13 protein-coding genes are annotated in these 15,441 nt (G+C 66.1%); 7 read left to right on the plus strand and 6 right to left on the minus strand.

What is annotated here, in order from left to right; genetic code table 11:
• Positions 1–94 precede the first annotated feature (94 nt).
• The 4 genes from ABD908_RS09985 to ABD908_RS10000 form a co-directional block, all read right to left on the minus strand.
• Positions 95–613 carry a gamma carbonic anhydrase family protein gene (locus ABD908_RS09985; protein WP_344994542.1) on the minus strand — a complete coding sequence of 173 codons (519 nt, stop codon included), beginning with the start codon at positions 611–613 and terminating at the stop codon, positions 95–97.
• Positions 614–687: 74 nt separating this feature from the next.
• Positions 688–2,067 (minus strand): FAD-binding oxidoreductase, encoded by a 1,380-nt coding sequence (locus ABD908_RS09990; protein ID WP_344994545.1) that lies wholly within the window; start codon positions 2,065–2,067, stop codon positions 688–690.
• A complete protein-coding gene (locus ABD908_RS09995; protein ID WP_344994548.1) occupies positions 2,067–3,677 on the minus strand; it encodes an AMP-binding protein in 1,611 nt (536 codons plus the stop codon). The genes ABD908_RS09990 and ABD908_RS09995 overlap by 1 nt, the downstream gene beginning before the upstream one ends.
• Positions 3,677–4,849, minus strand: coding sequence for a thiolase domain-containing protein (locus ABD908_RS10000; RefSeq protein WP_344994551.1), 1,173 nt, complete (start codon positions 4,847–4,849; stop codon positions 3,677–3,679). The genes ABD908_RS09995 and ABD908_RS10000 overlap by 1 nt, the downstream gene beginning before the upstream one ends.
• 106 nt (positions 4,850–4,955) lie before the next feature.
• Here ABD908_RS10000 and ABD908_RS10005 point away from each other — a divergent pair, with 106 nt between their 5' ends.
• The 5 genes from ABD908_RS10005 (at position 4,956) to ABD908_RS10025 (ending at position 10,086) form a co-directional block, all read left to right on the plus strand.
• Complete coding sequence (locus tag ABD908_RS10005) at positions 4,956–6,164, plus strand: PucR family transcriptional regulator (RefSeq protein WP_344994558.1); 1,209 nt, start codon at positions 4,956–4,958, stop codon at positions 6,162–6,164.
• Between the two features lie 101 nt (positions 6,165–6,265).
• Positions 6,266–7,192 carry an NAD(P)-dependent oxidoreductase gene (locus ABD908_RS10010; RefSeq protein ID WP_344994561.1) on the plus strand — a complete coding sequence of 309 codons (927 nt, stop codon included), beginning with the start codon at positions 6,266–6,268 and terminating at the stop codon, positions 7,190–7,192.
• Between the two features lie 128 nt (positions 7,193–7,320).
• Positions 7,321–8,589 (plus strand): MFS transporter, encoded by a 1,269-nt coding sequence (locus ABD908_RS10015; RefSeq protein ID WP_344994563.1) that lies wholly within the window; start codon positions 7,321–7,323, stop codon positions 8,587–8,589.
• Between the two features lie 197 nt (positions 8,590–8,786).
• Entirely contained in the window at positions 8,787–9,560 is a 774-nt protein-coding gene (locus ABD908_RS10020) for an SDR family NAD(P)-dependent oxidoreductase (protein ID WP_344994565.1), read from the plus strand.
• 286 nt (positions 9,561–9,846) lie between these two features.
• A complete protein-coding gene (locus tag ABD908_RS10025; RefSeq protein WP_344994567.1) occupies positions 9,847–10,086 on the plus strand; it encodes a universal stress protein in 240 nt (79 codons plus the stop codon).
• A gap of 372 nt (positions 10,087–10,458) precedes the next feature.
• Here ABD908_RS10025 and ABD908_RS10030 read toward each other — a convergent pair whose 3' ends face one another.
• Complete coding sequence (locus ABD908_RS10030; RefSeq protein WP_344994570.1) at positions 10,459–12,567, minus strand: alpha-glucosidase; 2,109 nt, start codon at positions 12,565–12,567, stop codon at positions 10,459–10,461.
• A 431-nt stretch (positions 12,568–12,998) separates the two neighbouring features.
• Between ABD908_RS10030 and ABD908_RS10035 the strand changes: the two genes are divergently transcribed.
• Positions 12,999–13,133, plus strand: coding sequence for a hypothetical protein (locus ABD908_RS10035; protein ID WP_344994573.1), 135 nt, complete (start codon positions 12,999–13,001; stop codon positions 13,131–13,133).
• Between the two features lie 541 nt (positions 13,134–13,674).
• Entirely contained in the window at positions 13,675–14,886 is a 1,212-nt protein-coding gene (locus ABD908_RS10040) for an NAD-dependent epimerase/dehydratase family protein (RefSeq protein WP_344994576.1), read from the plus strand.
• 94 nt (positions 14,887–14,980) lie between these two features.
• Here the strand turns inward: ABD908_RS10040 and paaI are convergent, their stop codons facing one another.
• On the minus strand, positions 14,981–15,397 hold the full coding sequence (gene paaI / locus ABD908_RS10045) for a hydroxyphenylacetyl-CoA thioesterase PaaI (protein WP_344994650.1): 417 nt from the start codon (positions 15,395–15,397) through the stop codon (positions 14,981–14,983).
• Positions 15,398–15,441 lie beyond the last annotated feature (44 nt).

Genomic DNA, 15,441 nt, shown 5'->3' on the forward strand with positions numbered 1-15,441 from the left:
GATCGACCGGATCGCGCAGCAAAGACCGCAGCTCGGAGCTGCATCGAGCGGCCGATCTACTGCTGAACGCGACTTGCGGGCCGGGCATCGGGCATTACTGTGTCATCGCGTTTGCATGAGGTGTGCGTCGGGTCATGTAGTTTGCTGCGTTCGCGCGAATGCGATCAATCTCTTCGCCGGTGAGGCGACGCCGAACCTCGGCCGGTACGCCGGCGACCAATGATCGGGGTGGGATGGACGTTCGTTCCGTGACCAGGGCGCCGGCGGCGACAAGGCTGTCCGCTCCGATCTCCGCGTCATTCATGATGACCGCGCCCATTCCGACGAGCACATTGTCGCCGATGGTGCATCCGTGGACGGTGGCGTTGTGACCAATCGAAACACCGACACCGATAGTTGCGGGACTACCGGGGTCGGCATGGATCACGCATCCGTCTTGCACGTTGGTGCGTGGTCCGATGACGACGGTTTCGTCGTCTGCCCGAATGACGGTGTTGTACCAGATTCCGGATTCGGCTCCTATCGTCACGGCACCGACGACGACTGCAGTAGGTGCGATCCAGGCGTCCTGTGCAATGGTCGGCTGCCGAGCGTCATCGAGGCTGACGATCATGATGTCCTTACATGTCGGACCGGTGCGATGCCGACCTCGGTCGAACGTCGCACCGGACTGGGGGCATTGGCATGTCAAGCCTGAGCGAGCAGGACAGCACCAGGATTGAGAATTCCGGTGGGGTCCAGGGCCTGCTTGACCAGGTGATGAATCTGCATGTTCACGGGGTCTTGTTCCCTGCGCAGCCATTCCGTCTTGAGACGGCCGACGCCGTGTTCGCCCGTAATGGTTCCCCCAAGGTCGAGGGCCTTCTGGGTGATCGCATCGAACGCTTCCAGCGCCGCATCGCGGCTGGCGGGATCGGTCTTGTCGTAAATGACGGTCGGGTGAAGGTTGCCGTCGCCGGCGTGACCGAACACGCCGATCGTCAGCCCGGTCCGCTGCGCGATCCCCTCGATCGCGGCGATGAGCTCGGTGATCCGTGAGCACGGAACGCAGACATCGTCGAGGAGCCAGTCACCGAGCCGTTCGAGGGCGGGCAGAGCTTGGCGCCGTGCCTCGAGGAGCATGTCCGCTTCGGTGGGGTCCGAGCTGACGACCACGTCGGCGCCGTGACCGGCGCAGTGCTGCTCGACCTCGGCGAGGACGTCCGGTGCGTCGACTCCGTCGTGTTGAACGAGCAGCAGCGCAGCCGTGTCGTCGCCTATGCCCATCCTGGTCATCGAGTCGACGGCCTGGACGGTCGTCCGATCGAGGATCTCCAGCATCGAGGGCGTGATTCCGGCGTCGACGATCGCCGCGACCGCTTGCCCGGCGCCGTCGAGCGTGGGAAACGACGCGACGAGCGTGTGGGGCTGCCCTGGCGCCGGAAGCAGCCGCACGGTGACTTCGGTGATGACGGCGAGGGTCCCCTCGGAACCGACGAGTAGCCCCGTCAGGTCGTAGCCGGCGGTTCCCTTTCTTGTTCGCCGCCCGGTGCGCATGATCCGGCCGTCGGCCAGCACGCATTCGAGTCCGAGGACGAAGTCACCTGTGACGCCGTACTTGACGCAGCACATTCCGCCGGCGTTCGTGGACACGTTGCCGCCGATGGAACAGAAGTCGACCGACCCTGGATCCGGCGGGTAGTACAGGCCGTGCTCGGCTACCGCTGCTCGTAGATCGCAGGTGATCACGCCGGGCTGGACGACGGCGAGTCGATTCGCCCGGTCGATCTCGACGACGGTGTTCATTCGGTGCAGGGTGAGTACGACGCCACCGTCAACGGCGTTGGCTCCGCCGCTGAGGCCGCTTCCGGCGCCCCGGGTCGACATGGGGATCCCCGCCTCGTGACACGCGCGTAGGCATGTGGCGACTTCGTCGGTGGTACGCGGTGCAAGCACAGCCAGTGGGGTGCCTGCCTCGGTGAATCGGGATTCGTCTCGAAGGTAGCCCGCGATGATGTCGGAGTCCGTGATCGTCAGGTCCGTGGACAACGAGGCGAGTGCCGGCGGCAGGGAGCTGAGGGCCGACATCAGCGTCCTCCGTCCCCGATGCTGCGGCCGGCGGCCGGGCGCACAGGCGGCCATCCCTGCTCCAGCAACGTGGTGCGCAGTGTCCGTTTGACGATCTTGCCGTACCCGGACTTGGGAAGCTCGTCCCAGATGATGAACTGTCGCGGGAGTTTGTAGCTCGCCAGCTTGCCGCGCAGAAACTCCTTGAGTTCGTCGGGGTCGATGGTCTCTCCGTGGCACGGCACGCATACGGCCACGCCTACCTCACCCCACTTCGGGTCCGGCATGCCCAGAACGGCCACTTCGTTCACGGACGGGTGCAGCAGCAGCTTCTCCTCGATGTCGCGGGGGTAGATGTTCGATCCACCCGAGATGAACATGTCCGAGGCTCGGCCCGTCACGTAGAGGTACCCCTGTGCGTCCAGCATTCCCAGGTCTCCGGTGCGGAACCAGCCGTCGCGGAACGCCGCCGCGTTCGCTGTCGGGTTGTCGAGGTAGCCGTGGCAGACCGCGGGCCCGGCTACGCAGATCTCCCCTTGGACCCCGGACTCGACTTCGGTACCGGCGTCGTCTTGGATGCTGATCTGGATACCCGTGCGGGGGAACCCGCAGGTTCCGAATTCGATGCCCTCCGGTCGGGCGCGACCGTGCTCACGGGGAGGCAGGACGGTGATGTTCCCCGTGACCTCGCCGAGGCCGTAGTACTGCACGAGGACCTCGCCGAGCACCCGGCGGGCGTGCTCCTGGTCCGCGACGTACATCGGAGCGCCGGCGTAGATGACGTATCGGAGTGAGGAGTGGTCGTGGGCGCCAGCCGCGGGATGTTCGGCGAGCATCTTCAGGATGGTGGGCACCGTGAAGAGATTGCTCACCCGCTCGTGTTCGATGAGGCTGAAGACCTCCTCGCCATCGAGTCCTTGCGAGACTGGGATGACCGTGCGGGCCCCGCGGGCGATCTGCGGGAGGAGGTGGATGCCGGCGCCGTGCGACAGCGGTGCTACGGCGAGCGAGACGTCGTTCTCCGTCGTACCGGGCATCAGGTCGCACAGGTGGTTGAGGGTGACGAACCCCATCTGCTCGTGCGTCAGTACCGCTGCCTTGGGTGTCCCCGACGTTCCCGACGTGAAGAAGTACCAGGCGTGCTGGCCGACCGTCACGCTCTGGTCGCCGAGCTTCGGGCCGTCGTCGGTGAGGGCCCCGATCGCGTCCGCCCCCTGTCCGTCGACCAGCATCGTGCCGCAATCGAAATCGGCGGCGGCGGTGATGGTGGGCACCTGGTCGGCGAGGGAGGGGTGCACCATCAGCAGGCGCGGCTTACAGACGCCGGCGATGACGGCGACGTCGCCGGCGGTCAGTCGGAAGTTGGTGGGGGCCAAGGCGGCTCCGACCCGCCAGACCGCGAGCATCGCTTGGATGAACTCGGGGTGATTGGGGCTGTGCAGCATGACGCAGTCGCCCGAGCTGATCCCGCGCCGCCGCATTTCGGCGGCGAGCACCGAGACCTTGTCGTTCAGCTCCCGCCACGTCCATCGGGTGTCACCGTGCACGACGGCGTCCCGGTCGCCGAATCGGCGGGCGGTCTGGGTGAGGAAGTGGGCGAGGTTCATCGCCCGGTTGGACGGGGTTCCCATCAGGCCACCTCCAGCACGGATGCATAGTTCGCCACGGCTGCGCCACCCATGTTGAACACCGCGGCTCGATCGGCCTTGGGCAGCTGCATCTCTCCGGCTTCTCCCGTCAGCTGCAGCGCTGCCATCACGTGCTGGGACACTCCGGTCGCTCCGATCGGGTGGCCCTTCGACTTGAGGCCGCCGGAGACGTTCACGGGCAGCTTGCCGTCCTTAGCGGTGATTCCGTCGGCGAGCACAGTGGCTCCCTTGCCCGGCTCGGCCAGGCCGAACGCCTCGTACTGGATCAGCTCGGCGAGGGTGAAGCAATCGTGGGTCTCGATCAGATCGAGTCCGGCGAGATCGGTGCCGGCGTCGGCCAGCGCGCGGGCGAAGGCCCGGCGGGCACCGTCGAAGGCGATCGGATCGTCGCGGCCGGCGATCGCGAACACGTCGTTGGCGTGGGCGCGGGAGGCCACCCGTACCCGGCGGCGGGCCGACCGGGCCACGTCCGCGGAGGTGACGACGACCGCAGCGGCACCGTCGGAAACCAGGGAACAGTCGGTACGCAGCAGCCGCCCCGCGGTCAGCGGGTTCTTCTCCGAGGGCACCGAGCAGAACTCGAAGCCGAGGTCCCGTCGCATCTGTGCCCAAGGATTGGACACGCCGTTGTGGTGGTTCTTCGCGGCGATCCTCGACAACGCTTCGCGTGGGTCGCCATAGCGGTCGGCGTAGATGTCGGCGAGGCGGCCGAACAACGCGGCGAAGCTTCCGGCGTCCTCCTCGGTCGGACGGTAGCTGGCGCCGAGCAGCGAGTCGTTGACGACATCGTTCCCGACCCCGGTCATCTTCTCCGCGCCGACGACCAAGGCCACCTGTCCTCTGCCGGACTGGATGAAATCCATCGCGGCGTGCAGGGCCGCGCTGCCCGTCGCGCAGGCGTTCTCGTGTCGAGATGCCGGTACACGAGCCAGTTCGGGACTTCCGGCTCCGAGCAGCGCAGCCTCGAAGGACTGCCGGGACAGGCCGGAGTTGAAGACGCCGACGAAGGCTGCGTCGACGTCGGCCGTTGCGAGGCCGGCGTCGACGATCGCGGTGGTCGAGACCTCGGCCATCAGGTCTTCGACGGTCACTTCGGGGGCGCTCTTGCCGAAGGCGGTGTGGGCCCACCCGGTCAGGAAAGGATCTGTGCTCATGGCGACCAGTATGTGACTCGGGTTACGTCTCGAACGACCGCGCCGGGAAGGGATCTCCACGGCTGATTTCCACTCTTTGTAGGAATGCCTGTGGAATGCTGCGCGTATGTCGGAGCGGGAGTCGTTGCAGCGTCTCGTCGATACCCTCGCCGAGAAGCTCGGGCGGTCGGTGGTGCTGGACGATCCCGAGTTGAAGCTCATTGTGGCCAGTCGCCATTTCGGGGATGCCGACGATCAGCGGGTCCGGGCGGTGCTGCAACGCGATGTCGGTGTCCCGGCGATCGGCTACATCCTCGGACACGGCGTCGCGCGATGGACGAGCCCCGGAGTCATCCCGGCCAACGCCGAGCTGGGGATGAAGAGCCGCCTTTGCTACCCGGTCCGGTGGCAGGCACAACTGCTCGGCTTCCTCCTCGTGATCGACGACGATCTGTCGATGACCGCGGCGCAGAAGCAGAACGTGGTCGATGCCGGCCACGAGGCAGCAGTGCTGCTGCTCGGCGAGCAGCTGGGCCAAGATCTGTTACGCCGGGAGGTGGAAGCCTGCGTGTCGGGTCTTCTGAGCGCGGAGCCGATGCGCCGCGACGCCGCCGTTCGTGAGTTGGACCGGCTCGGCGTGGTCCGCCGGTCCACCCATGTCTCGATCACTGTCGTGGAGCTGGTTCCTGGCCACGAGCCGGTCGAGTCCACCGAAGCCGCGTCTGCTCTGCGGATCGCGACATCGGGTCTGGCCCGGGCCCGATCCGGCTACGCCGCAGGTGTCGCCCTGGGCGGCCGCGGGGTACTGCTGCAGACGTGGGACACCCCGCCTGGGGAGGATCGGCTACGCGATCAGGCGGCGGACCTGCGTGAGGCCGTCCGTCGCGTGGTCGGCGACCACGGCGGATCAGTGGCCGGGGTCGGACGGCTGCGTACCGGCTTGACCGCAGCGCACCGTGCCTACGACGAAGCGTGCGTCGCGGCGCGCGCGGCTCGCCGGGTGCCCTCGCTCGGCGGCGTCGCACTCGCCGACGAACTGGGGCCGCTGGAGCTGCTGTTACGACTCCCCGACCACGAACTCACCGACGCCCTCGTTCCCGAACCGCTCATCCGGCTCAGGGACGCGGACTCGACCGGCAGGCTTCTGACGACCTTACGTACCTACCTCGACGAAGGGTGCTCGGCACCTGCCACGGCGGAGGCCCTGCACCTGCACCGCACATCGCTGTACTACCGACTCGAACGGATCCAGGAACACACCGGAATCGACCTGAACGACGGACGTGCACGGTTGCTCCTGCACCTCGGTCTGTACCTCCTCGACATCGTCGGCTGACGACACTCGCCGACGTATTCCTACACAGAGTGGAAAACCGGGGGACAGATCCCGACGGCACGCGGTAGTGACGGCTGTCACATCAACGACAGGATCGTGATGTGAAAGAAGCTGACCCCGATGCCCGTTTCGCCAGTCCCACGGGCGCAAACTCCCGCGCCCTGCCGTCTGTCGCCCTCGTCGGCGTCGGCGCGATGGGCATGCCGATCGCCCTGCGGCTCCACAATCACGGATTCGACATCTGCGCAGTCGATATCTCCACCGCACGGATCGAGCAGTGCCGAGAAGCGGGGCTGTCGGCCAGCACCGACCTCGGTGCGATCGCCGGACGCGATGTCGTCATCGCCATGGTGGCGACCGGCACACAACTGCTCGACCTCTTGGCCGCTCCGGTGTTCACCGACGGACGACTCGAGGGCGCGGTGCTCATCGCGATGAGCACCGTGGGACCGGACGTCGTCCGCGACGCCGCGGTATCTGCCTCGCAGCTAGGAATCGGGCTGATCGACTGCCCAGTGACAGGCGGCGTCATCGGCGCCACGGACGGCACCCTGACCCTGATCGTCTCTGGAGATCAAGGAGCTGTCGATTCAGCACGGCCGGTGCTCGACGTGGCGGGCGCCGTGCGGGTCGTGGGATCGCGCCCCGGCGACGGCCAGTCGCTCAAGCTCGTCAACCAGATGCTGGCCGGCATTCACCTGGTGGCCGCTGGTGAAGCCATCGCCTTCGCTGAACGACTCGGACTCGACCTCGACGTCGTCACGGACCTGCTGCCGACCGGCGCGGCCGCCTCATGGATGTTCGCCGATCGCGGGCCCCGGATGGCGCTACCGACCGAGCAACGCCCCACACAGACCCACCTGTCGGTCTTCGTCAAAGACAGTGGACTGGTCAGTGCGGCCGCCGCCGCCAGCGGCGCCTACGCGCCGCTCACCGCCGCCGCACGGGACGCCCTGACCCGGGCCGCCGAACTCGGCCTCGGCGACGGTGACGACTCCGGGATCGTCGAGGTCTTCCGCACCTACTGAATCACCAGTGAGCACCACATTCGTGCGTGTTCAAACACCATCCAGCCCTGCCCGAGAGGTTCGCTATGCCCATTTCACCCCCGTCTGCGCTGCAGTCGACTGTCCGTCGCAAGGTTCTCGTCCGGCTCATGCCGTTCCTACTGCTGTGCTACTTCGTCAACTACCTCGATCGCAGCAACATCTCGATCGCCGGCCCCAGCGGCATGAACGACGCCCTAGGCCTGACGTCTACCATGTTCGGCATCGCGTCGGGCATCTTCTTCATCGGATATATCCTCCTGGAAGTGCCCAGCAACCTGGCGCTGCACCGATTCGGCGCCCGAATCTGGATCGCCCGCATCCTCATCACCTGGGGAATGGTCGCCGCAGCGACCGCATTCGTTCAGAACGCTCCGATGCTGTACGCCATGCGGTTCCTCCTCGGTGTCGCCGAGGCCGGTTTCACACCGGGAATCCTGCTCTACCTGACATACTGGTTCGCTCAGCGCGACCGGGCGCAGGCATTTACATTCTTCCTCGTTGGTATTCCGCTGTCGTCGATGATCGGGTCCCCACTGGCCTCATGGCTGGTTCAGAGCGGCCACGGCTTGCTCTTCGGACTCGATGGCTGGCGATTCATGATCTTGGTGACCGGCGTCCCGGCCATTGTTCTCGGCCTCGCGTGCTTATTCCTACTCCCGGATCGCCCCGCTGGCGCGCGATGGCTCACCACCGAAGAATGTGAATTCCTCGAAGCGGATGTCGCCGGCGAAGACCCCGTTCAGGCACACACCGGGGTTCGCAGTGTACTCGGCGACGCGAAGGTCTGGATTCTCGGCATCGGATACTTCGGCCTCATCTACGGCTTATACGCCATCGGCTTCTTCCTGCCGACCATCATCAAAGGCTTCCAGGCACGGTTCGAAGTCAAGTACTCGATCCTGCAGATCGGCCTACTGACCGCCATTCCCTACGGCTGCGCCGTCGTATTCACGCTCTTCTGGGCGTGGCACTCCCGGCGCAGGGACGAGGTCCCGCTCCATGTCGCGGCCTCGGCGGCGATCGGTGCGATCGGTATTCTTCTCGCCATCTGGGCGAACTCGCCCTATCTCGTTCTCGTGGGCGTCGCGATCGCCGCAATGGGCCTGTGCTCAGGCATTCCGCTCTTCTTTGGGATGTCGACTAAATTCCTGGTGGGCACCGCCGCGGCCGCAGGTCTTGCACTGGTCAACACAGTGGGGAATATCGGCGGCTTCGCCGGTCCCTACCTGTTCGGCTGGATCAAGGGCCTCACCGGCAACATCGACGCGAGCCTGTACCTCATCGCCGGATTCTGCCTCGTATCCATGATCGTCGCCATATCGGTGTCGAGGTGGCGATCAATCGAACGAATCGACACTCCCGATACGGTCCGCTAGAAGAGCGCGACGTGGGGTCTCCGTAGAAGAAGTACATCGACAGAACAATCGGCGTCCATCGGCAACTGCGCACCTGCCACATTGCCGATCGACGGCGCATACATAGTACAGCGGATGACGAGAGGTGGGGTCGGCTTCGTGATGTCCACCGACGACTCTTCGAGCTGTACCGAATTCAACCGAGAACCGTGAGGACGATGATGAATACGTTAGACGCAGTAGAGCAGGGCGATAGTCACCGCAAGACGGTGATCGTGGGCGGTGCCAGTGGGATCGGGCTGACCGTGGCGCGGTTGGCCCGCGCCCGTGGCGCCGATGTCGCGGTGATCGATCTAGGTGCTTCGATGCCGGAATCTGCTTCTGGGCTCGTGGACGTCGAATACCAGCAGGCCGATGTACTTGATCCGGAGACTCTTGTCCGCGCGTTCGGCGAAATCTCTCGCGGCGGAGCCGAATCGGAGGTCGGAGCAGCACATATCGGGAGCATCTTCGTCTCGGCAGGAATCACGCTTCCGACGCCGATCGATCAGGTGACGATGGAAGCGGCGGGGCGCTGTCTACTGATCAACCTCCTCGGTTCGGTCAACACCATTCAGGCGTCTCTGGAACATCTTGGTGACGGCGCGTCGATCGTTCTTGCGGCGTCCGCTGCGGCCTACACGGGTGGGGGGTACGTCGGTGGATCCGTCTACGGCGCATCGAAAGCGGGCGTGATCGGGCTGACTCGCGGTGCCGCGCGTGAGCTGGCGGGTCGCGGAGTCAGGGTTAATTGTGTCGCCCCGGGGGCGACCGCGACCTCGATGGTGGGGGAGGACCCGGAGGTCGTCGAGCGGTTGGCGAGTAAGGCGCTGCTCAATAGGCTCGCGACGCCCGAGGACATCGCGGAGGGGGTGCTCTATCTCTGGTCCAAGGCTGCGGGGTACATCACCGGTGCCACGTTGGATATCAATGGAGGCTCGCATCTGGGGTAGCAGCTGCACGCTTGAGGAGCCGAACACCGTGTGCGTATGGTTGCGGCGGGTTCGACCGGGGGTACCGAATTATTTCCGATGTCGACGCATTCGTCTACTCCTGGGTGCTCGGCGAACCTGGTCATGACGGATCGGTCGTCGAATCGGGTAGGTCGTTGCATCGCGGGGCGGATGTCCCGATGCGGCCGGACCCTGCGCCGTTGTCCTGCGATGGGCCGCCGAATACCGTCGGAATCACGGTGAGCGCTGACTCGCCGTCCGAATCGGCAGGCGACGAGGAGCGATCATGACGGAGTCGACGGTGGACCGGTACGTGCTGGTGGGCGTGGACGGATCCGAGTCCTCGCTGCGCGCCGTGCGCTGGGCGGCACGGGTCGCGCAGCGACGGCACGAACCACTCCGGATCGTGACCGTGGTCGACGACAACGATGTGCGGTTCGTCTACTCGGCCATGCCGCAGGAGTTCCAGGAGGGCCTGGTCGAGGCGGGGAAGCTGATGCTCGCGGACGCGGACACGCGGCCCTGACCGTGGCACCGGAGCTCTACTCGGTCAAGGCCCGGGTGTACCGCGGGCAGCCCACGCCGACGCTGGACGAGCTGTCCGCGCGCGGTGGTCACCGTGCTCGGCGCCACCGGCCGCGGCGGTTTCAGGACCGTGCTCGCAGGCTCGGTCGCGCTGTCCACGGTGGCCCGGGGACGCGGGCCCGTCGCAGCCGGGCAGTCACGGACACGGCGAACCGGTCGGTTCGTTCCTGAGGTCGGTGAGCCGCGCTGATCGGGCACGTCCCGTGCCCGGTGCCGGTGGTCCGGCCGAACGACTGATCCCCACCCGGCCCCAGCGCCGTGTGTATCGCTGCGACCGCCCGTAGCCGCGGTCGGTGTGATGCGCGGTATCGGGTCACACGAGCATGTCGAAGGACCTGCGGAGCTCTGAAGCGAAAGCTGATTGCAGGTTGATGAATGCCGGCGGGCGTCCGATCGGTGCGGGCACGGTCACGGTGGCACCGGTTGCGTGCCGATAGGTGCTCCCGGTCCACGGGTGGTACCAATTCCCGCGGGGGAGGTACGCGACTGCCGTCCTGGCACCCGGTTCGGTCACCGGGGCGAGAAGCAGCGCGTCGCCGAGGGTGTATTGAAACTGGTAGTCGAAGGCCACAGAGTCCTGAGGAAACGTCAGGGCCATGGCGCGCATGACGGGGTAGCCGGTCCGCGCGGCTTCCGCGCTGAGTCGCCGTCGGTAGGGCGCCCAGGCTCGATAGAGCGCAACCATCCGCCGAAACTGGACGAGGGTGTCGGCATCCTGATCGATCTGCCAGGCGTCGGCCGGCGAAATGCCTTGATGAGTCCGCATGACGGACGTGAACGCGCTGTGCTCGGCCCACCGCAGGAAGAGCTCTTTGGTTCGGCGCACGAGCGCCACCTCTTTGGTGGTACCCGGAATGGTTCCCACGATCGAGTCGAACCCGCCGATGTCGCTGTGGACATGGCTGAAGCCCGAGATCCCGCCGCTCAGGCAGCCGGTGATCGCGGACTTGAGACCGTCGAACGCATCCCAGGTCTGGAGTTGGTCGCCCACCCAGAACAGCGTGGAGATCGCCGGGCTGCGCGTGAAGCCCGAGCGGCTGAAGAACAGGCCATCGGTGTCGTGGCCGGTTTCGGCGATGGCGTCGCGGTTGATCCTGGCCCATTCCTCGGGGTAGCGATTGTGAAAGTCTGCCGGATTCTCACCGGAATGAAGCACGGAGTCGAAAGGCAGGGCCTCGCCGAAGTCGGCCATCCAGCCGACCGCCCTGTTGCCGATGAGATTGCTCTTGATGACGTCGGTGATCCAGGCTCTGGTGGCAGGATTCGTCAGGTCGATCAGACCGGCCTCGAACGACGCGCTGCGAATCTGATAGGGAGTTCCGTCGCGGTGCTTCACGAGGTAACCCCTGGCCGCAGCGATGTCGAAGAGGTGCCGGTATCCGTTGTTGTGGCTCAGGAATGGATTGACGTAGAGAACGGTCTTCGCGCCCAGTCGTGTCGCCAGATCATTCTGCAGTTCGGCCCAGTCCGGATAGTGGCCGGTGTCGAGAATCCAGTTCCACTGCACCTGCTTTCCGGCGGCGGTGTGGTTCACACCGGTCCAGTCCTGAATCCAGAGCGCCGAGACCGGGATATGTGCGTCGGCGAGAGTGGTGATCAGCTTCCGCACGACCTCGGTGCCGCCCTGCGCGCACACGATCGCTCCATCGTCGACCCAGTCGGGCAACCGTCGCATCCGTCCGGCTATGCCGGTGTAGGTCTCGATGAGGTCCAATGGCGATGTGCCGTAGAGAATCTGACCGCTGAGCCGATCATCGAACTGCTCGATCTCGACCATCCCCGGGGTACGGAGGTCGAACACGCTGTACTGGCTGCTTTCGAGCATCAGGCTCCGGTTGATGCTCGAGATGTAGTGCGGTACGGCAACCTCCGTCGTCACCGGACTCCCGGCGGTGCGCGCACCGAACCTCGATCGAATGGCTTCGGTGATGATGGGCAGGCCGCGGCCGACGCCATGTTCCTGGACCAGGATGGGAAGGAGCCGTCCTCGCTGGTCGAAGTACGTCAGCTGCTGACCGAAGCCCCAGAACTGCTCACCCGGGTCCGCTCGGTACCTCAGGAACACGCGGTTCACCCCTCGGTCGTGAAGGGCGATCTGAAACCGCAATTGCTTGGGCCCGACCGCGGTCCAGCTCATCGTGTAGTCGGTGGTGCGTCCCGAAGTCGACCGCACCCTTCCCCCCAATGTCAGGGCTGCCCCGTCGGAGGCAGCGGAGTCGATCGTCTGTGCGTCGAAGCGCACCAGATCTCGATCGCTGATCGTGAACCCACTGGCCGGGGTCACATTCTCCTCGATCACCGTCTCGGCGGCGCCACCCTGCAGGAATCCACCGGCCACCGAGCCGTCCCAGATGACTCTGCTCGGCTCGTCGACATGCGCTATCTGCAGCGACGGCGATCCGCCCGTCGAAACGCGTGCCAAGAAGCTCCCCAGCCGAAAGGTACGTGGAGTCGTCGGCGCCGATGACGGAGCGGCAGACGCGCGAGGGGGCTCCCACGATCCCAGCGCCAGAGCGACAGCAGCCGCTGCGCCACCTGTCTTGACAACAAGTCGCCGCGAGAATATGCGACCGGTCGGCCCGCCTTCAGGCATATTCGACCCCCTTCTTGCCTGACGCTGGGACACGTCGTGTCCCGGGGCCATGCTCCGCGATCGCTCGCGGCGGTGCGCGACAAACCTATCGCGCCCACCTCACCGATGAAGATCGTATGGGGCACATCGATCCGGATGCTGCAGGCGGACCCGGTGGGCGCACGGCCGGGCCCGAGATCGGTGAGGGCTCGGGCTGATCGGTCGCCGAGGCACGCGAGGGCGGCAGTGAGGGCGCGACGGGCACGCGCGGGATCGACGCCGTGGCCCACCGGGATCAGCTCGATGCCGGCGTCGGAGACTCGGGAGCCGGCGTCGTCGAGCGGGGCATCGACATCGACCTCACCTGCGAACGGCGCATCCTCCGCGCGGGATACGGACGTGCGGCACACCGCTGATACCTGCCGGCCGTTCCGTCGACATTCGTCCGTTCACCCTGGGTCGGCGAACCGACCCGGCTGCGCGGCCGACGGTGCTATGGTCGCGATGTCTACATGTAAGCACCGTAGACATCGTGACACCTACAACGAATCATTCGCTACGACGAGCGGAGTAGAAATGTCCGAACCTCCCCCGCCCATCGCCTACCTCGAGCCTGCCGCCAAGGAACGCGCCGAAGCCTCGAGACGATGCACGCCGGAACGATCGAGGCCGTGATCTGCCGGGCACCGAGGTTCTACGGGACCCGGCAAGACCAAGAGTCTCACCGACTCCCTCGTCATCGACCGCATCAGACAGGGCAGGCGGCCGGGCAACGCCCCCGACGCCTACGGCCAGACCTGGCGTCTGCCGATCGACCAGGATCTATTGACCTACCAGACCACGATCGAGATCGCCTCGGAGATGGTCAGGCGGCGGATCCGATACACCACGGCCCCGCCGGTCACTTTCAGGGTCGGTGGCCCATTCAACGGATCTGCCAGGGACGCAGAGGAATTGATGCTGCGCTACCGCGGGGACAACGTCTTCGACCCGTCGAAGTCCACGGCACGCTTCCCCGACTTCGCCGTCACGACGTATCGCGAGGGCTCCAGCAGGTCGTCGGTAGGTGACGCGCCGGCGCGGAATCAGACGACCATCCCAATAGGAGAGAACATGACCGAGATCGACCCGAACGCACCCGTCCTCGTCACCGGGGGCAGCGGCTACCTGGCCAGCTGGATCGTCCGCTACCTCCTGGAGGACGGCCGGACGGTGCGCGCCACCGTCCGCGATCCACGCAAACCCAAGGGACTCGAGCACCTGCACACCCTGGCCGAGCAACACCCCGGTCGGCTCACCCTGCACCCGGCGGACCTCCTGGACGAGGGCAGCTTCACGGAGGCGATGGCCGGCTGCGAGCTCGTGATCCATACCGCCTCACCGTTCCTCATGGGCAAGCTCGACGACCCGAGAGAGCAGCTGATCCGGCCCGCGCTGGAGGGGACACGCAACGTGTTGAACAGCGTGAACCGCACCGATTCGGTCAAGCGTGTGGTGCTCACCAGCAGCGTCGTCGCCATCTACGGCGACAACATCGACATGCGCGGCAGAGAGTGCTTCACGGACGCCGACTGGAACACCACCAGCACCGACTCGCACCAGGAGTACAGCTACTCCAAGACGGTGGCCGAGAGACAGGCCTGGGCGATGTGCGCGGCGCAGGATCGGTGGGACCTGGTGACGGTGCACCCCGGTCTGGTGTTCGGGCCCTCGCTCACCACGAGCAGCGCGTCCGGCACCATGACGACCATCGGTCACTTCACCGATGGTTCCATGACGTTCGGGGCGCCTGCGCTGGAGATGGGCGTGGTGGACGTACGGGACGCCGCGCGGACCCACATCGCGGCGGGATTCACCCCGACGGCACACGGCCGATACATCGCCACCTCCGGCACGGTGAGCCTGCTGGACATGGGCCGGATCCTGCGCGGCGCGTTCGGCAGACGGCGCACCTTCCCGACCCGTGAACTGCCGAAGGTGCTCGTGAAGATCGGTGCACCGGCCGTCGGGATGACACGCAAGTACGTCGAGCTCAACGTGGGCTGGCCGTTGCGCTTCGACAACAGCCGCACTCGCGCCGAACTGGATCTCGATTTCATCCCGCCCGAGAAGACCATCGTCGATCACTTCCAGCAGATGATCGACGACGGCCTGGCGAGCGTGAGCTAAAGGCGAGCGTGGGATCTCCGAGTCTGAGGTGTCGCGCGTCTGCGCCGGTTTGGACGGGGAGGTGGACCGGCTCGAGGACCGGCGGCCGCGCCCTTCACTCGAACGCGTCGCCGGGCGCGGTGACGTGCGGCACCCGGCGGCGCTGGATCGTCACCGTCCGGCTGTCGCCACGGAACTCGGCGATCACCTCGTCGCCACGCCGGACTGTCACGTCGTAGATCCCGTTGCGGCCGAAGCGGGCCCGCTCGACGGCCTCGGCCACCAGCTGCTCGCCGAGGCGCGAAGGCGTGAGGAACCGGATGTCGGCCCGTACCGCCACGGCCGGTGATTCGTAGCCGTTGCAGGCGAGCGCGAAGGTGCTGTCCGCGAGCGTGAACACGTAGCCGCCGTGGGTGATTCCGTGGCCGTTGACCATGGTGTCGCGCACCGTCATCGTCGTCACGGCGTGACCGGGCGAGAGGTGTGCTATCTCGATGCCCAGGGTCTGAGAGGCGTTGTCGGCGGCGAACATCCGGCGCGCGATCGCGCATTCCGCGGGGGCGGCCCCGTCGAGAG

The organism is Tsukamurella soli (assembly GCF_039541155.1).
GTDB lineage: Bacteria > Actinomycetota > Actinomycetes > Mycobacteriales > Mycobacteriaceae > Tsukamurella > Tsukamurella soli.